The 20,880-nt window shown below is 40.2% G+C and carries 21 protein-coding genes and 2 pseudogenes; 14 read left to right on the forward strand and 9 right to left on the reverse strand.

The genetic code is table 11. The annotated features are described in order from the left end of the window. Positions 1–47: 47 nt before the first annotated feature. The 6 genes from parA (at position 48) to JMX48_RS13180 (ending at position 7,687) form a co-directional block, all read left to right on the forward strand. Positions 48–686 carry a ParA family partition ATPase gene (gene parA, locus JMX48_RS13155; protein WP_201538546.1) on the forward strand — a complete coding sequence of 213 codons (639 nt, stop codon included), beginning with the start codon at positions 48–50 and terminating at the stop codon, positions 684–686. A 3-nt stretch (positions 687–689) separates the two neighbouring features. Further along, positions 690–899 (forward strand): chromosome partitioning protein ParB, encoded by a 210-nt coding sequence (locus tag JMX48_RS13160; RefSeq protein WP_201538548.1) that lies wholly within the window; start codon positions 690–692, stop codon positions 897–899. Between the two features lie 321 nt (positions 900–1,220). After that, positions 1,221–2,762 carry a type I restriction-modification system subunit M gene (locus tag JMX48_RS13165; protein ID WP_201538551.1) on the forward strand — a complete coding sequence of 514 codons (1,542 nt, stop codon included), beginning with the start codon at positions 1,221–1,223 and terminating at the stop codon, positions 2,760–2,762. Continuing rightward, positions 2,759–3,964, forward strand: a complete 1,206-nt coding sequence (locus JMX48_RS13170) for a restriction endonuclease subunit S (protein WP_227688029.1) — start codon at positions 2,759–2,761, stop codon at positions 3,962–3,964. Before JMX48_RS13165 ends, JMX48_RS13170 begins: the two co-directional genes overlap by 4 nt. Then, the gene (locus tag JMX48_RS13175; RefSeq protein ID WP_201538553.1) at positions 3,957–7,058 is read left to right on the forward strand and encodes a type I restriction endonuclease subunit R; all 3,102 of its coding nucleotides are present in this window, start codon (positions 3,957–3,959) and stop codon (positions 7,056–7,058) included. Before JMX48_RS13170 ends, JMX48_RS13175 begins: the two co-directional genes overlap by 8 nt. A 200-nt stretch (positions 7,059–7,258) precedes the next feature. After that, positions 7,259–7,687 (forward strand): PaaI family thioesterase, encoded by a 429-nt coding sequence (locus JMX48_RS13180; RefSeq protein WP_201538555.1) that lies wholly within the window; start codon positions 7,259–7,261, stop codon positions 7,685–7,687. Between the two features lie 191 nt (positions 7,688–7,878). On the opposite strand, the gene JMX48_RS13185 is transcribed toward JMX48_RS13180, so the two are convergent. The 3 genes from JMX48_RS13185 to JMX48_RS13195 form a co-directional block, all read right to left on the reverse strand. Continuing rightward, positions 7,879–8,247 (reverse strand): hypothetical protein, encoded by a 369-nt coding sequence (locus JMX48_RS13185; protein ID WP_201538558.1) that lies wholly within the window; start codon positions 8,245–8,247, stop codon positions 7,879–7,881. A 75-nt stretch (positions 8,248–8,322) separates the two neighbouring features. Further along, positions 8,323–8,844: an AAA family ATPase gene (locus tag JMX48_RS13190; protein WP_201538560.1), complete on the reverse strand. Its 522-nt coding sequence runs from the start codon at positions 8,842–8,844 to the stop codon at positions 8,323–8,325. A gap of 170 nt (positions 8,845–9,014) precedes the next feature. Beyond that, positions 9,015–9,584 (reverse strand): DMT family transporter, encoded by a 570-nt coding sequence (locus JMX48_RS13195; RefSeq protein WP_201538562.1) that lies wholly within the window; start codon positions 9,582–9,584, stop codon positions 9,015–9,017. 95 nt (positions 9,585–9,679) lie between these two features. On the opposite strand from JMX48_RS13195, the gene JMX48_RS13200 reads away from it, so the two are divergent. Beyond that, positions 9,680–10,603, forward strand: coding sequence for a LysR family transcriptional regulator (locus tag JMX48_RS13200; RefSeq protein ID WP_201538564.1), 924 nt, complete (start codon positions 9,680–9,682; stop codon positions 10,601–10,603). A 353-nt stretch (positions 10,604–10,956) separates the two neighbouring features. Then, positions 10,957–11,124, forward strand: a pseudogene (locus JMX48_RS13205) (transposase); the annotation flags it as partial. 336 nt (positions 11,125–11,460) lie between these two features. On the opposite strand, the gene JMX48_RS13210 reads toward JMX48_RS13205, so the two are convergent. Both JMX48_RS13210 and JMX48_RS13220 read right to left on the reverse strand, forming a co-directional pair. Beyond that, entirely contained in the window at positions 11,461–12,624 is a 1,164-nt protein-coding gene (locus JMX48_RS13210; RefSeq protein ID WP_200663390.1) for a zinc-dependent alcohol dehydrogenase, read from the reverse strand. 520 nt (positions 12,625–13,144) lie between these two features. Then, positions 13,145–13,501 (reverse strand): MliC family protein, encoded by a 357-nt coding sequence (locus tag JMX48_RS13220; RefSeq protein ID WP_201538568.1) that lies wholly within the window; start codon positions 13,499–13,501, stop codon positions 13,145–13,147. A 160-nt stretch (positions 13,502–13,661) separates the two neighbouring features. On the opposite strand from JMX48_RS13220, the gene JMX48_RS13225 reads away from it, so the two are divergent. Continuing rightward, positions 13,662–13,958, forward strand: a complete 297-nt coding sequence (locus JMX48_RS13225; RefSeq protein WP_201538570.1) for a DUF4298 domain-containing protein — start codon at positions 13,662–13,664, stop codon at positions 13,956–13,958. Between the two features lie 76 nt (positions 13,959–14,034). Here the strand turns inward: JMX48_RS13225 and JMX48_RS13230 are convergent, their stop codons facing one another. Beyond that, positions 14,035–14,838, reverse strand: a complete 804-nt coding sequence (locus tag JMX48_RS13230; protein WP_201538572.1) for an SDR family NAD(P)-dependent oxidoreductase — start codon at positions 14,836–14,838, stop codon at positions 14,035–14,037. Further along, on the reverse strand, positions 14,838–15,983 hold the full coding sequence (locus JMX48_RS13235; RefSeq protein ID WP_201538574.1) for a hypothetical protein: 1,146 nt from the start codon (positions 15,981–15,983) through the stop codon (positions 14,838–14,840). The genes JMX48_RS13230 and JMX48_RS13235 overlap by 1 nt, the downstream gene beginning before the upstream one ends. A gap of 436 nt (positions 15,984–16,419) precedes the next feature. Between JMX48_RS13235 and JMX48_RS13240 the strand changes: the two genes are divergently transcribed. Further along, positions 16,420–17,010, forward strand: coding sequence for a recombinase family protein (locus JMX48_RS13240; RefSeq protein ID WP_144296423.1), 591 nt, complete (start codon positions 16,420–16,422; stop codon positions 17,008–17,010). A 253-nt stretch (positions 17,011–17,263) separates the two neighbouring features. Here the strand turns inward: JMX48_RS13240 and JMX48_RS13245 are convergent, their stop codons facing one another. Continuing rightward, positions 17,264–18,127, reverse strand: a complete 864-nt coding sequence (locus tag JMX48_RS13245) for a DMT family transporter (RefSeq protein WP_201538576.1) — start codon at positions 18,125–18,127, stop codon at positions 17,264–17,266. Positions 18,128–18,274: 147 nt separating this feature from the next. Here JMX48_RS13245 and JMX48_RS13250 point away from each other — a divergent pair, with 147 nt between their 5' ends. Continuing rightward, a complete protein-coding gene (locus JMX48_RS13250; protein ID WP_025650898.1) occupies positions 18,275–19,165 on the forward strand; it encodes a LysR substrate-binding domain-containing protein in 891 nt (296 codons plus the stop codon). 225 nt (positions 19,166–19,390) lie between these two features. Here JMX48_RS13250 and JMX48_RS13255 read toward each other — a convergent pair whose 3' ends face one another. Beyond that, positions 19,391–19,636, reverse strand: coding sequence for a transposase (locus tag JMX48_RS13255; protein ID WP_320158150.1), 246 nt, complete (start codon positions 19,634–19,636; stop codon positions 19,391–19,393). A gap of 115 nt (positions 19,637–19,751) precedes the next feature. Here JMX48_RS13255 and JMX48_RS13260 point away from each other — a divergent pair, with 115 nt between their 5' ends. The 3 genes and pseudogenes from JMX48_RS13260 to JMX48_RS13265 form a co-directional block, all read left to right on the forward strand. Further along, a complete protein-coding gene (locus JMX48_RS13260) occupies positions 19,752–20,195 on the forward strand; it encodes a hypothetical protein (RefSeq protein WP_201538578.1) in 444 nt (147 codons plus the stop codon). 93 nt (positions 20,196–20,288) lie between these two features. Then, complete coding sequence (locus tag JMX48_RS14190) at positions 20,289–20,423, forward strand: hypothetical protein (RefSeq protein WP_264298306.1); 135 nt, start codon at positions 20,289–20,291, stop codon at positions 20,421–20,423. 15 nt (positions 20,424–20,438) lie between these two features. Then, positions 20,439–20,880, forward strand: a pseudogene (locus tag JMX48_RS13265) (hypothetical protein); the annotation flags it as partial.

The following is a 20,880-nucleotide window of genomic DNA, read 5'->3' on the forward strand; positions in this document are numbered from 1 at the left end:
TACTTATATACTTATATACTCAATACATACTACAGGGATCTGTATTTATGAAGGTAATCGCGGTATTAAATCAAAAGGGTGGTAGCGGTAAGACTACCATCGCAACGCATCTGGCTCGTGGCTTACAGCTGAAAGGCCATAGTGTTCTGCTAGTAGATAGCGACCAGCAGGGCAGTGCGCGTGACTGGAGAGCGGTTGATGAAGACAATCCGGTACCGGTAATTGGGCTCGACAGACCAACACTTGATAAAGATTTAAAAAGTGTATCTGATAAAGATTATGTGGTGATCGATGGGTCGCCGCAAGCTACTAGTTTGGCTATTTCTGCTATAAAAGCGGCTGATTTTATATTGATTCCGGTGCAGCCGAGCCCCTATGATATCTGGGCGACCAGCGATTTGGTTGATCTGGTGCAGCAGCGTATAGAGATGATGGATGGCCAACTAAAGGCGGCGTTTGTCGTCTCACGCGCCATTCAAAATACCAATATTGGTAAAGAGGTGGCAACCGCGCTGCTTGATTATAATCTCCCGGTATTAGAGACGCGGGTAATGCAGCGAGTCGCTTATCCTAATAGTGCGGCTCTTGGTAAGACAGTATTTGATACCGAATCGCTTAATAGCAATGCGATACAAGAAATAACTGCATTGGTCAGTGAGATTCAAACATTTTTTGGTGAGGAGTAAGTCATGAGTTTATCAGCAGGTCGTCCTAGTAAGAACGTTAAGGATCAATTGACTTTATCGGATATGACGGACAGTCCCAAAAAGACGGTACGCGTGAATTTTAACCTAGATGAAGATAAACATATTGCACTTAAACGGTATGCGCTTGAGAGCCGAAAAACGGTTACTGAGCTGTTGACTGAAATGATTGAGGAAAAGTTGGTTGAGCGATAGGTATAAAAAATTCGTTTTTTTATACCTATAAAAAGAATATGTATAAAAAACTCAAAAAATTATACATATCGTCGAACGCTGTGCTCCTTTCTAGTATCATCAGATGCTTGTTTTCTTAAGCCAGACGTAGAAGCAAGCTGCAAAGAAAATGCCCATGGCAAAACAAGCACTGTTTCCTATATCAGTATCATATAATAGAACCAAAAACGGTTAGCAGTGCTAAGGTATATTGCCCTTAATCAAAGCGCACTCAATAACGATTTAAGTTACACAAAATATAAGGGGCTTCTAGCCCCATCATTATTCCTATAGGATTTTATTATGACAAGTACTCAGCAACGTGCCGAACTACATCGCCAAATTTGGCAGATTGCAAACGAGGTTCGTGGTTCAGTAGATGGCTGGGACTTTAAGCAATATGTATTGGGTACGCTATTCTATCGATTTATAAGTGAGAACTTTTCTAGTTATATCGAAGCAGGCGATGATAGCGTCAATTATGCCGCGCTTCCTGATAGTGTGATTACTGATGATATTAAAGACGATGCCATTAAAACTAAAGGCTACTTTATTTATCCAAGCCAACTGTTTGCCACTATCGCAACAGGCGCTCATAGAAACGAAAATCTCAATACCGATTTAGCGGCCATATTCAAAGCGATTGAAGGCTCAGCTAATGGCTATCCCTCAGAGCCTGATATTAAAGGCTTGTTTGCTGATTTTGATACCACTAGTAACCGCTTAGGTAATACGGTTGCCGATAAGAACACACGCTTATCAGCGGTGCTTAAAGGCGTAGCAGGTCTCAAGTTAGACCAATTCTCTGATAATCAAATTGATTTGTTTGGTGATGCTTATGAGTATCTCATATCTAATTATGCAGCCAATGCTGGTAAGTCAGGGGGTGAGTTCTTTACCCCGCAAAGCGTTTCTAAGTTGATTGCGCAAATTGCCATGCATAAGCAGGAAACGGTTAATAAGATTTATGATCCAGCGGCAGGTTCTGGCTCATTGTTACTACAAGCTAAGAAGCATTTTGATAACCATATCATTGAAGAAGGGTTTTTTGGTCAGGAGATCAACCACACCACATATAACCTTGCACGTATGAATATGTTTTTGCATAACATCAACTACGACAAGTTTAATATTGTGCTTGGCAATACACTGTTAGAACCGCATTTTGGTGATGATAAACCTTTTGACGCCATTGTTTCTAACCCACCTTATTCCGTGAGATGGATTGGTAGCGACGACCCTACCCTAATTAACGATGAGCGTTTTGCTCCTGCTGGCGTATTAGCACCCAAATCAAAAGCGGACTTTGCTTTTGTACTCCACGCGCTGAACTATTTATCTAGCAAAGGCCGTGCAGCGATTGTTTGTTACCCCGGTATTTTTTATCGTGGTGGTGCTGAGAAAAAAATTAGGCAATATTTGGTCGATAATAACTATGTAGAAACAGTAATTGCGCTTGCACCAAATTTATTTTTTGGTACTTCTATTGCGGTCAATATTTTAGTGTTATCAAAACATAAAATGGATAATAAAACTCAGTTTTTAGATGCTAGTGGTCTGTATAAAAAAGAAACCAATAATAATGTGCTTACCGATGAATATATTGATCAGATTATGCATGCGTTTGATAGTAAAGCAGATACCGATTACTTAGCAGTCAGTATAGACAATAGTGTTATCGTTGCTAATGATTACAACCTATCGGTAAACGCTTACGTAGAAGCTGAAGACACGCGTGAAGTGATTGATATCACGACTCTCAATGCTGAGCTAAAAAATACGGTTGCTAAGATTACCCAGCTACGTACTGAGATTGATACTATCGTTACGGAGATCGAGGTATGAGCAATACAAGTTTTATGAAGATATTTCTTAAAGATAGTGAAGTCGAGTGGATGGCGTTATGGCAAGTTACTACTTGGGATAAAAGATTTAATGCGGTTGCTAAAGAAAAACAACCTAAAGTTATTAACTATCAATATTTACTTGCGGCAGAACTTTTTGATTTAGAACAAGATAATGGTGATATTTTCCTTCTCTCAACTGGTGAACGAACTGGTTGGACAACAAAAGAATTAGCAGGCAAATATCTTCATGAAGGTGAAATAGTAACAATTCCTTGGGGTAAATCACGTCCTATTAAAGATGTGATTAAATATTATAAGGGTTCTTTCGTCACAGCAGATAATCGTATAGCAACATCCAATGATACTAATAGGCTGTTAAACAAGTTTTTGTATTACTGGTTGATGAGTCAAACAAAGGTGCTAGATAGTTTTTATCGTGGCTCGGGTATCCAACATCCGAGTATGGCTGATGTTCTAGATATGAAAATCCCTATCCCACCTTTCAACGTCCAAGCCGAAATCGTAAGAATTTTAGACACGTTTACCGAGCTTACCGCAGAGCTTACCGCAGAGCTTGTAGCACGTAAGCAGCAATATGCCTACTATCGTGATCAGTTATTAACTTTTGAAGAAGGCGAGGTTGACTGGAAAGCCTTAGGAAGTCTGGCAGAAAATCTTGATTGTAAACGCAAGCCTATCACCAGTGGATTGAGAGAGTCAGGTAGCATTCCATATTACGGGGCATCGGGCATTGTTGATTATGTCAAAGACTATATTTTTGATGGTGATTACTTATTGATTTCTGAAGATGGTGCAAATCTAACAGCAAGAAACACCCCGATAGCATTTAGTATTAGTGGGAAAAACTGGGTAAATAACCATGCGCACGTACTCAAGTTTGAAACATATGCAGAAAGAAGATACGTTGAATATTATTTGAATAGTATTGAACTAACACCTTATATTTCAGGCTCTGCACAGCCAAAATTGAATCAAAAGAACTTAAACAGCATAAAAATACCTAGCCCTTCACTTAAAGACCAAGAGCGCATTGTAGCTATCTTAGACAAATTCGACACCTTAACCACCTCACTCACTGAAGGCTTGCCGCGTGAGATTGAGTTGCGTCAGCAGCAGTATGAGTATTATCGTGAGCTGCTATTGAGCTTCCCAAAGGCTGAGGTAACAGACCATGACTGAACACACCAAAACGATTGCTGAATCAAACAATTTTATCGTCCTCAATAAATATACTAAGTGTGATCAGCCTGATGGAGGCTATCAAACCGAAGACGATTTAGAGCGCGAATTACTCAAGGACTTACAAAACCAAGGTTATGAGTTTGTCGCTGGTTTAAACTCCCCCAAAACCATGTTGGCCAACGTTCGGGTTCAGCTGCAGGCGTTAAATAACGTGCAGTTTACCGATGATGAGTGGCAACGCTTTGTGATGGAATATCTCGATAATCCAAGCGATAACAGCACTGATAAAGCCCGTAAGATCCATGATGATCATATCCATGACTTTACGTTTGACGATGGACGCTTGCAGAATATCGCGCTACTCGATAAGAAGAATATCCCACGCAATAAAGTTCAGGTGATCAAACAGTTTGCCCAAACAGGCACACAGGCGAACCGTTATGATGTCACGGTGTTGGTCAATGGGCTGCCATTGGTACAAATTGAGCTTAAAAAGCGTGGCGTTGCTATCCGCGAAGCCTTTAATCAAGTACATCGTTATAGCAAAGAGAGCTTTAACTCTGATAACTCCCTATATAAATACATACAGCTGTTTGTGATCTCAAACGGTACAGACACGCGCTACTTTGCCAATACCACCAAGCGCAATAGAAACAGCTTTGATTTCACCATGAATTGGGCGCGATCAGACAACACCTTAATCAAAGATTTAAAAGATTTCACTGCTACCTTCTTCCAAAAGCATACCCTGTTGAATGTGCTCATGCATTACACCGTCTTTGATGTGAGCGATACCTCATTGGTCATGCGTCCCTATCAGATAGCGGCGACTGAACGCATTTTGTGGAAGATAAACAGTGCCTATCAAGCCAAAAACTGGAGCACTCTTGAGAGTGGCGGCTTTATTTGGCATACCACAGGCTCAGGAAAGACCTTAACCAGCTTTAAGGCTGCACGTTTGGCGACTGAGCTGCCCTTTATTGATAAAGTATTCTTTGTGGTAGATCGTAAAGACCTTGATTACCAAACCATGAAAGAGTATCAGCGCTTCTCCCCTGAGAGCGTCAACGGTTCAGACAGTACCGCAGGTCTAAAGCTTAACCTTGATAAAGACGATAATAAAATTGTCGTTACCACCATTCAAAAGCTCAATAACCTCATCAAAGGTGAGGGGCACTTGCCCATCTATGATAAACAAGTAGTGTTCATTTTTGATGAAGCACATCGTAGCCAGTTTGGTGAAGCACAAAAGAACCTGAAGAAGAAGTTTAAAAAGTTCTATCAGTTTGGCTTTACAGGGACGCCTATCTTTCCAGAGAACGCGTTAGGGGCTGAGACGACCGCTGGAGTGTTTGGTCATGAGCTACATTCCTACGTCATCACAGATGCCATTCGTGATGAGAAGGTATTGAAGTTTAAAGTCGATTACAACGACGTACGCCCACAGTTTAGCGGCATTGAAAGCGAGCAGGACGAGACGAAACTGACTGCAGCAGAGAATAAGCAGCTGTTATTGCACCCTGATCGTATTCAAGAGATATCGCAGTACGTGTTAACGCACTATCGACAGAAAACCCACCGTCTAAAGTCTGGTGGCAAAGGCTTTAACGCCATGTTTGCTGTCAGTAGTGTAGACGCTGCTAAGGCTTACTATGAAACTTTGAACCACTTGCAAAAGGACAGCGACAAACCGTTAAAGATTGCCACTATCTTCTCTTTTGCCGCCAATGAAGAACAGGATGCATTGGGTGATATCCCCGATGAAGGTTTTGAGCCTACTGCCATGAACAGCAGTGCCAAAGAGTTTTTAAGCAGTGCTATTGGCGACTATAACGCGATGTTTAAAACCAACTATGGCGTAGACAGCAAGTCCTTCCAGAACTACTACCGCGACCTTGCTGAGCGTGTCATTAAGCAGGAAGTAGACTTACTGGTTGTCGTTGGTATGTTCTTAACAGGTTTTGATGCGCCTACCTTGAACACTCTATTCGTGGATAAGAACCTGCGCTATCACGGTCTAATGCAAGCGTTCTCACGTACCAACCGTATCTATGATGCCACTAAGACCTTTGGCAACATCGTGACCTTTCGAGACTTAGAAAAAGCGACCATTGATGCCATCACCTTGTTTGGCGATAGAAACACTAAAAACGTGGTGTTGGAGAAGAGCTATAAGGAATATTTAGAAGGCTTTACCGATATCGCCACTGGCAAAGCGCGACGCGGTTATTTGGAAGTGGTCAAAGAGCTGCAACAACGCTTCCCTAATCCTGATGAGATTGTCAAAGAGTCTGACAAGAAGGACTTTGCTAAGTTATTCGGTGAGTATTTGCGTGTCGAAAATATCTTACAAAACTATGATGAGTTTGCAAGCCTAAAAGCAGTGCAAGACTTGGATATGACCGATGCTGACGCTGTTGAGACGTTTAAGGATGAGCACTACCTAAACGACGATGACTTAGCTGCGATGCAAGCCATTAAAGTACCTGCTGAACGGGAAGTACAAGATTATCGCTCAACCTATAACGACATACGTGATTGGCTACGTCGTGAAAAGGCGGGTGACCAGCAAGATGAGTCCTCGATTGATTGGGATGACGTGGTGTTTGAGATAGATTTGCTCAAATCACAAGAGATCAATCTTGATTATATTCTTGAATTGATTTTCGAGCATAATAAAAACACCAAAGATAAATCAGCCTTGGTGGAAGAAGTGCGTCGTTTGATTCGGGCAAGTCTTGGTAACCGTGCCAAAGAGAGCCTAGTGGTGGATTTCATCAATCAAACCAACTTAGATAGTATCCCTGATAAATCCAGCATTATTGATGCCTTCTTTAGCTATGCTCAGGTAGAACAGCAACGTGAAGTCAAAGATATGATTGCCGCTGAAAATTTGAATGAAGAGGCAGCTAAGCGTTATATAACCGCATCTTTAAAGCGTGAGTACGCCAGTGAGAATGGTACGGAGTTAAATGAGGTCCTACCTAAGCTAAGTCCTCTTAATCCGCAGTACCTAACCAAAAAGCAAAGCGTTTTTCAGAAAATATCGGCTTTTGTTGAGAAGTTTAAGGGTGTGGGTGGGAAAGTGTGATTAAACCGCCCCGATATTATCGAAAAAAGGTTGTCTTCAATTAGACCAACGATATTTTTTAGGTATACCTCTCATCAAACCGTCAAGCACTTTAAAACTAGTGCTCTGACCTAAAACGGCTCTATAACTTTTTATCGAAGTAAGGTGGAAAGTTAGGATAGAATAGAGGTGCCAATAACAGTTAGATTAAAGGAAGCCATATGTCAGCAACCAAGGAAGAGATAGCTGAGTTCATGAAGTCTGAGTTTCCTCAAGCAAAGTACAAGATTGAGGCAGTAAATAGCAGTGGGTCAATTTTATCCCATGATATTGGTATAGATGAGTTGAGACCTGGAGGTACTGTATCGGGACCTGTAATGATGGGAATTGCTGATGTGGCTCTTTATGTGGCTATCTTAGGTAGAATTGGCATAGTACCATTAGCAGTAACCACGAGTCTAACTATCAACTTTTTACGTAAACCAACTGCAAAATCACTCATTATTGCTGAGTGCAAACTGCTAAAAGTTGGAAGAAGTCTAGTCGTAGGTGAGGTTTCTTTATACTCAGATGGATCTGACGAATTAGTTGCCCATGTTGTGGGAACCTACTCGGTACCACCAACCAAGAACAAGTCTGAAAATATGTAAAAGATATCAACTTAAAGCCCTTTGCTCAAATCCTAGTGAAATAGATCAGGCGTCTTTACTGGTCTAGTTCCCTAGTGAGGGCTTGAACACTAGGCTGTAGGATGATGGTATCAAAGTTTTAACTTGCTGAGATAGTCACAGTGTACTTCATGGTGTACAAAACGTTAGCTTATCAAGCTTAAGATTAGCTGTCACCAGTAATCCTGCTCAGCTTTAGTAAGCCATTCATTAAAATTCTCGAATATCATGAATGAAGGCAAATAAGTAAGATCAACTACTATTACTCTTGGATCACCTGAACAATCATCGCCATCAAAGTAAGCCATCCATTCGCTGTTTTGAGCGAATGGAACTAAGTTAAAATCCTTAATTTTATTGTTTCTAAGACTATATGATAGTTTCGCTCCTTCAGTTGTAGAGTCTAGGAACCACCATTGAAAATACTCATCAGACTTGACTGTTTCTGTATTTTTTGTCAATTGGATGTAAGCAGCAGGATAAACGAATCCTACTGGTAATATTTCTGATGAATAAGGTTTAAAACTTTTTTGTTTGATCATTACTTTATTACCTCTGGGTCATATTGATCGATGCGCTATACAGGCATCGAACAGCCAGCTTTCTGTGGGTAAATGTTATAAACTTTTCAAAAACGTTTTAGCCTCAATGGGCTTAGTAAACTGAATAAATTTAATATGCTGGTATTCAGGTTTGTTTATTAACTGACGAACCTTTTTACGATTTTTCTTATGCGTTGTAATCGTCCACCATATGATAGATTTTTTGGAAAATAGTCTTTTTAAGCTCTCTACATTATTGGTATCCCACAGCTTCTTTCTACTCATAGTCCTAAATATGGCACGCCTGAAAGCACGAGACAACACTAATGGGAACGAATAGTTCAGCCAAATGACGGTGTCGATATCTTTCCATTTTATAGGTATCGTCCGACTATAATTACCATCTAATACAAACGCTGGCTTATCTAGCGCCTTTTCAATATGTTTGATAAAAGTTTCATCATCAACATGCTGCCAATCATCCAGCCAAAATAATCCGTCCATTTCAACATATGCACAGTTAAGCTTATCTGCTAGAGCTTTGGCAAACGTAGATTTCCCTGAACCCGATGTACCTAACACGTTGATTCTTTTCATGGTTATACCATCTCAAATACTTATGAATACTTCGGCAATATCCAAAAAATGCACGTAGTATGCTTAAATTAGACTTTCTATTAGTTTTTATAAGCTCAACAATATTACTAAATCACCAAATGGCATTTAAGCACTTAATCCCCATTGCTTACGCATTGAGCTATGAATCACTAGCTTTCAAAATGATAAATAGACTTAGCGCTGCTTGTCGGCGCACTTTCTATCGTATTTAAATCGTCCGTTATGTTAGCTTTAACATCACCTAAATTGGGAGATGAAGGCGTGAGCCACAGCACCATAATCATGCCTAGTAGAACGAAAGTAACACCTACTAAACGCCCAGCATTTATTTCTTTCACCGGTAAATTCATAAGACCGTACTGGTCTAATATTAATGAAATAAGCATTTGACCCGCTATCACGCAAACAATAAAGCGAGTTGCGCCCAGGCGAGGGACTAGAATTAATGCGGATGTAATATAGATGACGCCAGCTATGCCACCAAACCAGACCCACATTGGTAATTGTCCAATTTCACCTAATATTGGCGCAGGGACACGCATAGCGAGAATGACAGGTATTGCTATAAGCACACTCACCAATAACGACACTACTGTAGCCCAAAGAGGATGTCCAAGAGCGCGGCCTAATTCAGCATTACTTGCAGCTTGGAGAGGGACTAAAGCGCCAGCAACTAAGGCGATAATGGCAAAAGAGATACCAGTAAGTGATAGATTCATACGTTTGCTCCAGATTTATTTAATTCTCTGGAAGAATTATTTCATATTAAAAATTTGAATTGAAATTATTGTTTTTTTACTTCACTATTCGTCATATGAATAACTTAAGACGTATTGACCTTAATTTGCTCGTGACGTTGCACGCATTATTAGTAGAAAAGCACGTATCACGAGCCGCTCTCCGGTTACATAAAAGTCAGCCGGCAGTTAGCCACGCGCTGGTCCATTTACGTACCCTATTTGATGACCCTCTATTGGTTCGACGTTCAGGAAAATTGGAATTGACTTCGCGAGCGAGCGAGTTAATCCTGCCCTTGACTGATGTTCTAGAGCAGCTTGGTGCGTTGATTGAAACACCAGAATTCAACCCTCTCAGTGCGAAGCGAGTATTTCGTCTGGCTATGTCTGACTATGGCGCGCGTGTATTTATGCCGAGTTTGGTGCGCTCATTGAGAGTGCTTGCGCCTAATATTGAGCTTGAGGTGAGTCAAGGAAGCCGCGAAGCGATGATGGCGAATGTGTTCGATGGTGAAACTGACATGGCTTTCGGTGTCTTCTCAGATAAAGTGCCAGAAGCGCTTCGTATGCACACCTTGTTTGTTGAGTCTTTTGCTTGTTTGGCAGACAAAAGCACTTTGCCAGAGAGTGGTATTCTCGATAAAGATAGTTGGTTGGCTCGACCGCATATCCTCGTTGCCATGCAATCAGGTGCTAATAATGAGATTGAACGTGCACTTAGTGGCGCAGGATTAAGTCGTCATGTTGTAATGACTTTGCCACATTGGGGAATTGCTAATCAATTAGTGGCTGGTACCGACCTGATTTTGACAGCGGCGCGGCGTAGCTTTGATATGACTGATAGCAACTCACAGGTTCAAATATTCGAACCGCCTTTCCCAATTGAATCATTCGACTTTAAATTGCTCTGGCATCAACGCCGTGAGGGTGATGCGGCGCATAACTGGCTGAGGCAATTAATTATTAGTGTGCTTAATTCAGAGCTTAACGAAAGAAGTTAGAAGAACTACGTAGAACAATGACTCAACCTAGGCTGTAAGCATATATTTCTATGCTGTATAGCGCATCGATCACAAATAAAATGTGTATGGTAAGTACACCATGAAGTACACTACTGTCACTTGAACCATTGCTACCACTAGCCCACAGCCAAAGATTTAAGTCCCATGTAGGGTGCCGAACCAGTGAAAGCGCCTGATTGGTTATCTTGGGGTATGCCCTAGTGAAAACTGATTCATGCGACATAAGAATGGTTTTTTTAATGACTAAGTTTGTTTTTGTTTGATATATATATCGTGCCAAGCGTGATGAAGACCACGGTTTAGTGATTGTCGCAACCAATCAACTAGAAACAGTGGATGCGATGACGAGCTATGCTAAGCGTTGGGAAATTGAGAATTTATTTGCTTGTTTAAAGGCGCGTGGCTTTAACCTTGAAGATACCCACTTAACCCATCTTGATCGGGTCAGTAAATTACTCGCAGTGAATGCATTAGCATTTTGTTGGGCTTATCATGTCGGTATTTATAAAGAGAAAGATGAGCCGTTAAAATGCAAGTTGAAGTCAAACTCTCGCCCTTAAGCCAGTTTGTTTGCGCTTGGCCTAGATTTTTTGATTGAGGGCCTTCGCTTGGTATTTTTTAACAATGATAAGACTGTATTTCGATAGTTAGCTAGTTTTTTAACCCCTAAACCCATGAAAATCGGTTGGGAATGATTTTTTTGTCATGTGCAGAGAAAAATAAGTTAAAGATTTTTTTACTAGCTGTTTTAGCGATAACCATTATTTAAGATAATCTCGTTAAAGCAGCTATGACCTAACCTTTAAATGTTAAAAGTTAAGGGTAAATTTGAAAAATTAAGGAGTTAAAATGACTTTACGACATTCTTCTTCACGCTTTTCGAAAATTTCATAACCTTTAGCAGCGTCAGACAAATTCATACGGTGAGTAATAATAGCTTCAGGTGATAAATCACCATTTTCAATATACTCTAATAATTGTGGTAAATACTTGTGTACATGGGTTTGGCCCATTTTGAAAGTAAGCCCTTTATCAAAAGCGTCACCAAATAAGAAACCATGAATGGGTCCTGCATACACACCAGGAACACTAACGACCCCGCCACGACGCACAGCTGCAATACATTGACGTAAAGCTGCACCACTTGACCCTTCAATTTTCAAATTGGTCATTATTGTTTCTAGCATACTGCCTTTGGCTTCAAAGCCAATCGCATCAATAACGCCGTCAACGCCGCGATGTCCTTTGGTCTGTTCAATGATGAATTCAGCAGCATCTACCTTATCGAAATTAACCGGAATAGCCCCGTACGTATCTTTGGCATACTGCAAACGGTAGTCATTATGATCTACCACGAAGATCTGCTCAGCGCCTAACATTTTGGCACAAGCTGCTGATAACAACCCCACAGGACCCGCACCATAAATAGCTACGGTTGAACCTTTAGTAATATTGGCATTAGTTACGGCCTGCCAAGCAGTTGGTAAAATATCTGATAAAAATAAAACCTTCTCATCTGACAGTGAGCCAGGTACTTTGAACGGACCAAAATTACCTTTAGGAACCCGTACAAATTCTGCTTGTCCACCAGGAATCCCACCATATAAATGGCTAAAACCAAATAAAGCAGCTGGTGGCGGAATTATTTTTTTATTAATAGCAGCGCCTGGGCCTGTATTTGTAGTCTCACAAGCGGACATTAGGTCATGCTGACAGAAAAAGCAGTTACCACATGCAATAACAAAAGGAATAACAACTCTATCGCCTTTTTTAACCGCAGTGACTTCAGAGCCTACTTCTTCAACCACACCCATAAACTCATGACCGAAGATATCGCCTTCCTCGGTTGCAGGCATTTTGCCACGATACAGGTGTAAATCTGAGCCACAAATTGCAGTCGCAGTCACACGTAAAATAACATCATCTTTTTCTTGCAGTTTAGGCTCTGGGACATTGTCCACTCGCACATCTTTAGCACCGTGATAGGTTAAAGCACGCATAATATCTCCCATTAAGTAAAGATTGCAAAATCTAGATAAACAATAAGCTGTGATAATACAAAATGAAAATTATTAGAATCAGTGGTTTACGTTATCTAAGTTAAGTATTACTCAATTATATTAGCACCCTGAAAATCGAGATTTATAATTAACGTGTGTTAAAAAGGTTGCGTGTTGTAAGTAAAAAATTGTAGTGGTCAACTAATTTAGGACACCTGATAAAATTCAAACCTACATCGCCATTCCTTATAACCCTGAGTCGAGAACGGATAATAATTATAAGCGTTGGCGCAACTTTTATGACCGCCAAGATCTGTTAGTAGTTGACGAGTTATGGTAGCTTGTGTCAGGTGGTCAATTTTCACTCAATGATATGATTGATATTTTTAGAGAGATCGGTGCTGAGTCTAAAGAAGATATCGAGAAGGCTTTAAATACAGATCATTTTTGAGCTAAAAAATCTTGCTATTGCGCATAACACAGTAGCAAGATCTCTAATTAAGGGTACCGATATTAGAATTTATAATTCACAGTTAACGCTATAATCTTGCCCATCTTTCTTACTTATACTTATAATCCCATAATCAGATTTAGTATGCCACTCGTAGCTCATGTTAGGATCTGAGTCGTTAGTATAGCGAGCGCCAGAACCTGAAACTGCTTGGTTAAGAGTAACGTTTTTATTATTTAAACCAATCTTTGGCAAGCGAATATTTAAGTTAGCGACTTGCCCATCGTTTGAATAAGCTGTCATTACTTTTCCGCCATCTTCACAAGTAAAAGTACTTTTTGAATTACTAATATTCTCCGTAGGAGATATTGTCTCACAAGCTGTTAGTAATAAAATAATCGGCGTTACTGCTAGTAGTTTTGTCATATTATTGCTCAATAGGTTGCATGTTTATTTATATAACTATAGTAGTGATAGCCATAAGCCAGAATACGTCATGTTAGCTTAAGACATCATTCCTATTGTCATTTTTTTTAATTTTAAATTACTATAAATGTTAAAAACACTTATTGATTGGATCGATATAATGAGCAAATTTGATGTACAAGAGCTTCAAAAAAAATTTGAACGTTGGCATAGCTTACATGAGCAAATACAACAAGCTCAGGAAAAATGGTTAGAGGCTGATACATTATTATCTGAACTACTCACTTATTATCAAAGTGAGCAATGGTTCGATGATCATGATAGCAATCTTATGGTTGATTGTGCAGCTGGTGTGCATTCCATCACAAGTGAGGACGCTTTATGGAATGCACTAACAGAACATCGAGAACAGGCTGTTCGTTGGATGAAATTAGGGCTGGATGTTATCGAAAAATAGCTAATCCTAATGATTCTATCCTGCCTTATATTGCGTACACATTTAAGTTTAATTAAGTTGCATTTTTTAGCAGCCGTTATTTTTTAAGCGAAAAAGCGACCGTTTTATTGCCTATCCAATTAACCCAACTGACGGGGAAGAGGCGCAACTGCAATCTAATTAAATTTGCCATGACGCCTGGCACGACCAAAAACTGCCGCTTTTCTACGCCTTCAAGCATAGATTTCACGGCATCGTCAATTTTTAATTCTCCAGCCAGTTTTTTCATTCCAACGCCCGCTTGTGACATCACACCAACTTCTGCTTGGGTCAGCGGTGTATCTATCGGTGGTGGGGCAAAGACTGTGACGTCAATACCAAGTGGTTTCCATTCAAAGCTGAGGGATTGCATCATACCCCAAATAGCAAATTTTGAAGCGCTATAAGAGCTGTAGCCATAACTGCCCGTGAAAGACGCCATGGAGGCTGTGACCATGACTTGATCGCCGCGTGATAAAAACGGTCGCACAGCAGCCAAAACGTTACGAGTTCCGAATAGATTGATAGTCAGCACGCGCTCGAACTGTTCTTGGCTCATTTCATCAAATGTCCAAGGTCCGGTAATGCCGACAAAGTGCATCAAGATGTCAGGTGACTGCTTACTTGCCGCATCGGCGATTTTCTTGGTTGTCATATCAGCGTCGGCGACATCTAATTCATAGCTCACGATCGAAGCTTTATTTTTGTTCAAGCCTTGCAGCATGACAACGGCTTCATCAAGCGATTGCCTATCAAACAGTACCAGGTTGGCATTTTTTTGGATCAGCTGCTTAGCCGTTTCAAGTCCGATACCGGAGGCGGCACCAGTGATATAAACGGTCTTATTGCTAAAGTAATTCATCAAGCGCTTTCCTTTTGCAATGAGCTGTCTTTTACCGCGCTTGTTTGTTCTATTGAGCTTGGCTGTTTTACCGATTTTCTCTGTAAGCTTCCAAACTTTGCCTCGCCAATCAGGTGACTGACTTTGTGCCCAGGAAACAACCAATAAGGGGTCGCTTCACTGCTTGAAGCGCAATTAGGGAAGTCAGGGTTGTTAGAGGGACCAGCGATGGTTTTTTCAATAACCATCGAGATATATTGCTCGTTACTGCCTTCTAGCGTATTGCCGTTTAGGATAACTTCCATACCCGTCTCTTTAGCATAACGGCGAATAGTATTTACTTTTGAGTTCATTGGTGCATAAGCATCGGCACCGACGCCATTCTCTGATGTGACTCTTATGCCGTCAGGTACACGCGCCACCAGCGAGTGATTACCTTCGGTGTGTCCTGGGGTATGTACCAGTGCTAAGCCTTCCCCTAATTGGATACTACCCGTAAACTTGATGACTTTGTCAGGATCGACGCCTTCGATACCATTCGGACAATACCAATCTGCCTGCACTGGCAATAGTGCTGTGGTACTTTGCCATTCTTGCTCATGGACTAATAACTTGGCGTTGGGAAAGTAAGCAGCTTTATCTTTAGTGCCTAACCAACGGCGTATATCTTGGGTATGTAGATGGTCGTAGCTGATGTAATCAACGTCTTCAGGAGATAAGCCAATTTCGGCTAAGGCGCCAACCACGTCACGGATGACAGGAGCAACGACGTTTTCAAGCGATGTCCAGCTTGGCATTTTCCCCGTTAAGCGCTTAAAAAATGGTGTTTCGCGGTCTGCTTCAATATCGGAAGGAGAAAATAACAGCGTTTTCATTTCACCCAAAAAGTCGCGATACTGCACGATAAACAAACGATTTAGAATATGAAGATAAGGAAATTTATAAGTGCTCTGGGCATAGACGCCACTATAGGCGTACCATGTAGGATAGGGAACACGCACCATGTCGGCGCTTTGATAAAACTGTACCGGCGCTTCATCCATAAAGCGTTCTCTAAAGGCATTTGCATGTTTGCGAGCTGCTTTTAGGCGCTCTTGAGGCAACGGGCTTTGGCGAATGCCATCAAAGTCCTGAATAGCTTTCATACCGAGCGATGTTAGATCCATAGTGCATGTCCTTATAACTGATGGGTGTCTTAAATTAATACTAACAGTATTGTTTTAAGCTTTACAGCGACTTCAAAAACTGCTCAGTTTATTAAATCGGACATATTAAAACTTATTCCAATAAGGATCACCACCAAAACGCTCGGCGATAAAATAGTTTTCTGGGTATACCCTAAGGGAACCACCTATTTCACCCTTCAAACCTATTAACAGACTACTTAAAGCAGACTGTTAGCATGGAACCATCTATAACAGACTTTTGAATTATAAGACTGGCTGCTGTGCTTTTTTCCTATCATTAGCCTATACCTAAAAAATAAAACCTCTAAACGATAATATATCTATCATTAGGCTTGTTATTAATGTTAAATGATAGTAATATCTTATTATTATCAATGAACATTGGTTATTAAGTCTAAATAATATAGGTGGCGTTATGACCGTTCGTATTTATGTGAGAGCCAGCACTAAGGATCAAGACGCTAAGAGAGCCTTGTCTGACTTGATTAGCTTTAGCCAAAGCTATAACGATAACCATGTTGAGTACGTTGAGCATTTCAGTGGTACAAAGCTCGATAGGCCAGTATTAGCTAAGCTATTAAAGGACGCTGATCAAGGCGATATTCTGCTGGTTGAAAGCGTGGACAGATTAAGCAGGCTATCTCAAGATGATTTTGCAATTCTAAAGCAGCGCATCAAAGACAAGGGCTTGCGATTGGTGGTGGCCGATCTACCAACCACACATACGGTAAGTAAGGGCATGACAGGTGAGATCCTAGCAGTGATTAACCATATGCTGATCGACTTGTTAGCAACGATGGCAAAGCTTGATAACGATAAGCGTAGAGAGCGTATTAAGCAGGGGTTAGCGAATAGTGGTTATAAGCCCACAGGTAAGAAAGCCAATACAGTGAAACATAATCGTATTAGAGAGTTGGCCAGTCAAAACAATATGACGAAAGAGGAGATTGCTAAGGCGGTTGGTGTTGGGGTGGCTACGGTTTATCGGGTGTTAAAGCAGGGCTAACAGCTGAATAGTTGAGGTATTTTAAATAACAGTTTGTCTTTTTTATAGACACGATACTATTAGATATATAAGAACCAACTTGGAAGTTTTTAATCATGCAACCGACTTATTATAGTGTTTAACAAGTAATCTACAGTTTCGTCAAGCATGAACCGATGTAAACGTTAAATAACATTTTAGTCTTATTCATAACTTTTATTATTTCTTATTATTTATGGCACGTCAGCTTGATTAGGTTTTAAAAGCTATTATCCTACCCAATTTTTTGTCTAAACCTCATAGATTCAAGAGTAGCCAGCCATATCAAAGGTAGAATAATCAGCGCAGACCCTACTAACAAAGTCATATTTGGCACTTCATTAAACCATATGATTCCAACCACCACCGCCCCTATTAAACCTGAGTATTCCGCACTAGAGACTTTGTACGCTTCAATGTGTCGATACACCTGTACGCATATACCTGCATAAATCAAAATGAATATATTTGAACTGGCGGCCGTAATCAATGAGCGCCAATCAAATGGCTGTCCTTCCCAAATAGCCAAACCAAGCGCGAATGGGATTCCTAATAAATTGGTCAAAAGTAGCGTTTGATAGACAGTATGATGTTGTGGAAGTTTACGAACTAACAGATTGTTTAGCGCCATGGTTACCGCCACTATAAGGGCAAACACCGCCCCTAAATTGATCTGTTTCGGTTGTACAATAACGAGGATACCAGCAAAACCTAATATAGAGGCTGCGATAGTCGGAAAATTTAATCTGTCTTTATAAAATAAAAAACCCAGTGGTAATACAAATAAAGGTGCGGCATAAAAAATAGCATTCGCAGTCGCAAGAGGCAGTGCTTGAAGAGACAGTACCATGAATATCACACCCAATAACCACACGTGACTACGAACAAAGTGCCATTTTATATTACTGAATAACTTGTTCTTTTTATTAATTAAGCAAAATGGCAACAGCATTAAAACCGCTGTGCATTGACGAAACAGGATAAATTGATATACCGCCGTCTCAGAGGGCAAGGCCTTTATCAAGGCGTCTGAGAAGACCGCAATGATATTTCCTAGTACCAATAGCGTCATGGCAAATGCAACACTCATCTTTGGCATTCTTAGCCTCCCCGCCCTATTCAGAATTCAGAAACTGTTAAAACCCCAATGGGTTCATGCTGATTTAACGATCTGTTAGGCAGTATATTCAAGTAACGGTATGATGTATAATGATATAAAACATATTTAGTATTACCTGAGGTAATAATGGATTTACCACCGCTGCGTGCAATACAGTGCTTCGAGTCCGTTGCACGGCTTAACAGCTTTTCAAAAGCAGCAGAAAGCCTCAATGTGACACAAAGTGCCGTGAGTCACCAAATACGCATCCTTGAAGAGTATCTTGGGGAAGCAATGTTTTACAGGCAAGGCCGGACCTTTTCGTTGACAGAGGTTGGTGAGCGTTATTTCACAGATGTGAGTGGCGCATTGGGTCTACTTTCAGATAGTAGTCAGATTATTAAACATGGAAAACCTGGGCATATACGCTTAGCTCTGTACAGTTCAGTCGCAGTGAATTGGTTGATTCCTCGACTAGAAGACTTCTATAGACAGTATCCAGAAATAGAACTCACTTTAGATATGGTTAATCATCCCTCTGATTATAATGAGCAAAGGGCCGATTGTTATATCACCGTCGATCCTCCTCCACATGCTTTCATCAGTAAGTTTTTATTTACTGAAACTTTATATCCTGTGTGTGGTCAAAAGCTTTGGGAGAAAATAAGAGATAAACCCCTTCCTGACGCATTGTGGCGGCATCCAATATTGTCTGTGAGATATGCAGATACAAGCGTGAATACAGCAGAGGATTGGCTGCGGTGGTGTAAGGCAGGCGGATTTGAATTGCCAAGCGATATAAAGATAAATCATTTTAGTCATGTACTACTAGCGATAGAAGCCGCAAGGTACAATCTGGGCATTACTCTTACCAATAATTATATGATGCAGGATGACGCTTATAAACAAAATATCGTTAGAATTCCAATGCACGAGTTTCTAACAGGGGACCAATTTTACTTCGTTTGCAAGGAATTAAAGAATAATCAGGATGATATTATTAAATTAAGCGAATGGCTGAAATCCCAATGTAATTAAAAAAATCTTTACCTTATTTGTTATCAAAAGATCAAATTATGATTTGTTATAGGGGTTTAAAATGATGATTTAGAAAATCCCGATCAACAATTCATAAAGACTCATATCCTCAATAAATAGTCATTTATTTTATCTGATCTTAAATAAGATATAGTCAATAATTCATAAAGACTCATATCCTCAATAAATAGTCATTTATTTTATCTGATCTTAAATAAGATATAGTCAATCCAACTTAAAGTTGTAACAGCAGACATTGCTGAATAAATGATTTAGATCATTCTCACCCCAGCCCTGCCTGAGCTTTTTTACCTCAGCCCATTTGTGTTCAATAGGATTTAGATCAGGACTGTAAGGCGGTAGCCAGAGTATACGGTGACCGTGTCGGTTTAATAGCTTTTTGATACGTTTGTTCTTATGAAATCTGGCATTGTCCATGACGATGACACATTTGCGACCAAGCTTTGGAATAACGTTATAAAGACTTAACTATATGTTATCTATCAGCCCACTTTAGAACTGACTTTTAGACTAAACCTAGAAACAATACAAATAAAAAAGTTAAGTAATGCATAAGGATTAGATTATGATTGCTAATGTATTTAATTCCATCGCAGACTCCTTCTTTAATTTTTTACTAGCCATTATTTGCGTACTCATGTTATTGGCACCACTGTATAAATGGAAGTCTCGTCCTAACAAGGCGCTCACCAAAAGAATAATAATAGCAATTTTTTTAATTCCAGTCTCTTTATATCTTCTAGTAGATACTTTCAATACTAAAGACCAGCAAAAAAACGATCAACTGTTATCAGTTGCTCATTTATCTGAAAGAGATAGGCCATTAGAAAATGAAAACCATATTAGTATGCCTGATAAGCATGCTTTTGCAGCGGCCCTTGAATTGAATGGTATTAGAACAAAACAAAATAACGAGAGCCGGACCAACCTTAAAGAGAATAAAGATGAGCATCAAGAAGGTAGCTCTCAGGTAAGTCTTCACTCTGAAAATAATAATGGAGGGTTGTAGACTTGTGGCACAACTCTTTGTGTATGACGAACTGATGGTCAATCCATCTGATCTCTACTATCAAATCCGTAGTAACAAACTTCGCGGATTTTAGTGACGCAGCCTGACAGTAAAAATCAAACTACACCTATCTTGGCGATACACTATCTCATTTTTCAAACCCACGAAGGCGATGTGATTTTGGTTGAGCAGTTTGACCGCTTAGCACGTTTGAAACAAGCTGATTAGGTTACTCTCAAAAGAATGCTATCAGAGAAAAAGTTGGCAGTCGTATCAAAAGAGCTGCCGACCTCACATATGGCGCTTCAATCTGAGAATAGTACTGAATTTATGAGTAGCGTGTTGCAAGCCATCAATTCAATGTTACTTGATATGCTCGCTGCTATTAGAAAGGACTATGAAGATCGGCGTAACCGTCAGATGCAAGGTATTGCTCGTGCTAATACAGAAGATAAGTATTCAGGACGTATGAAAGATTCCGAGAAACGTAAGATTATCGCTAACCTCCTAAAATCTGGACATAGCTATACTGAAATGCAAGCTACGGCTAAGTGTTTTCGTCAACTGATAGCTGTTGTAGCTATAAAAATGGGTCGATACTCAAATACTCAAATACTCAAATACTCAAATACTCAAATACTCAAATACTCAAATACTCAAATACTCAAATACTCAAATACTCAAA

Origin of the sequence: Psychrobacter immobilis, assembly GCF_904846225.1 — a bacterium.
In the GTDB taxonomy this organism is placed as follows: domain Bacteria; phylum Pseudomonadota; class Gammaproteobacteria; order Pseudomonadales; family Moraxellaceae; genus Psychrobacter; species Psychrobacter immobilis_F.

What these genes read in the sequence shown, in the direction of transcription:
- parA (WP_201538546.1), top strand. Translation starts at nt 48, where the DNA reads ATGAAGGTAATCGCGGTATTAAATCAAAAGGGTGGTAGCGGTAAGACT.
- JMX48_RS13160 (WP_201538548.1), top strand. Translation starts at nt 690, where the DNA reads ATGAGTTTATCAGCAGGTCGTCCTAGTAAGAACGTTAAGGATCAATTG.
- JMX48_RS13165 (WP_201538551.1), top strand. Translation starts at nt 1,221, where the DNA reads ATGACAAGTACTCAGCAACGTGCCGAACTACATCGCCAAATTTGGCAG.
- JMX48_RS13170 (WP_227688029.1), top strand. Translation starts at nt 2,759, where the DNA reads ATGAGCAATACAAGTTTTATGAAGATATTTCTTAAAGATAGTGAAGTC.
- JMX48_RS13175 (WP_201538553.1), top strand. Translation starts at nt 3,957, where the DNA reads ATGACTGAACACACCAAAACGATTGCTGAATCAAACAATTTTATCGTC.
- JMX48_RS13180 (WP_201538555.1), top strand. Translation starts at nt 7,259, where the DNA reads ATGTCAGCAACCAAGGAAGAGATAGCTGAGTTCATGAAGTCTGAGTTT.
- JMX48_RS13185 (WP_201538558.1), bottom strand. Translation starts at nt 8,247, where the DNA reads ATGATCAAACAAAAAAGTTTTAAACCTTATTCATCAGAAATATTACCA.
- JMX48_RS13190 (WP_201538560.1), bottom strand. Translation starts at nt 8,844, where the DNA reads ATGAAAAGAATCAACGTGTTAGGTACATCGGGTTCAGGGAAATCTACG.
- JMX48_RS13195 (WP_201538562.1), bottom strand. Translation starts at nt 9,584, where the DNA reads ATGAATCTATCACTTACTGGTATCTCTTTTGCCATTATCGCCTTAGTT.
- JMX48_RS13200 (WP_201538564.1), top strand. Translation starts at nt 9,680, where the DNA reads ATGAATAACTTAAGACGTATTGACCTTAATTTGCTCGTGACGTTGCAC.
- JMX48_RS13210 (WP_200663390.1), bottom strand. Translation starts at nt 12,624, where the DNA reads ATGCGTGCTTTAACCTATCACGGTGCTAAAGATGTGCGAGTGGACAAT.
- JMX48_RS13220 (WP_201538568.1), bottom strand. Translation starts at nt 13,501, where the DNA reads ATGACAAAACTACTAGCAGTAACGCCGATTATTTTATTACTAACAGCT.
- JMX48_RS13225 (WP_201538570.1), top strand. Translation starts at nt 13,662, where the DNA reads ATGAGCAAATTTGATGTACAAGAGCTTCAAAAAAAATTTGAACGTTGG.
- JMX48_RS13230 (WP_201538572.1), bottom strand. Translation starts at nt 14,838, where the DNA reads ATGAATTACTTTAGCAATAAGACCGTTTATATCACTGGTGCCGCCTCC.
- JMX48_RS13235 (WP_201538574.1), bottom strand. Translation starts at nt 15,983, where the DNA reads ATGGATCTAACATCGCTCGGTATGAAAGCTATTCAGGACTTTGATGGC.
- JMX48_RS13240 (WP_144296423.1), top strand. Translation starts at nt 16,420, where the DNA reads ATGACCGTTCGTATTTATGTGAGAGCCAGCACTAAGGATCAAGACGCT.
- JMX48_RS13245 (WP_201538576.1), bottom strand. Translation starts at nt 18,127, where the DNA reads ATGCCAAAGATGAGTGTTGCATTTGCCATGACGCTATTGGTACTAGGA.
- JMX48_RS13250 (WP_025650898.1), top strand. Translation starts at nt 18,275, where the DNA reads ATGGATTTACCACCGCTGCGTGCAATACAGTGCTTCGAGTCCGTTGCA.
- JMX48_RS13260 (WP_201538578.1), top strand. Translation starts at nt 19,752, where the DNA reads ATGATTGCTAATGTATTTAATTCCATCGCAGACTCCTTCTTTAATTTT.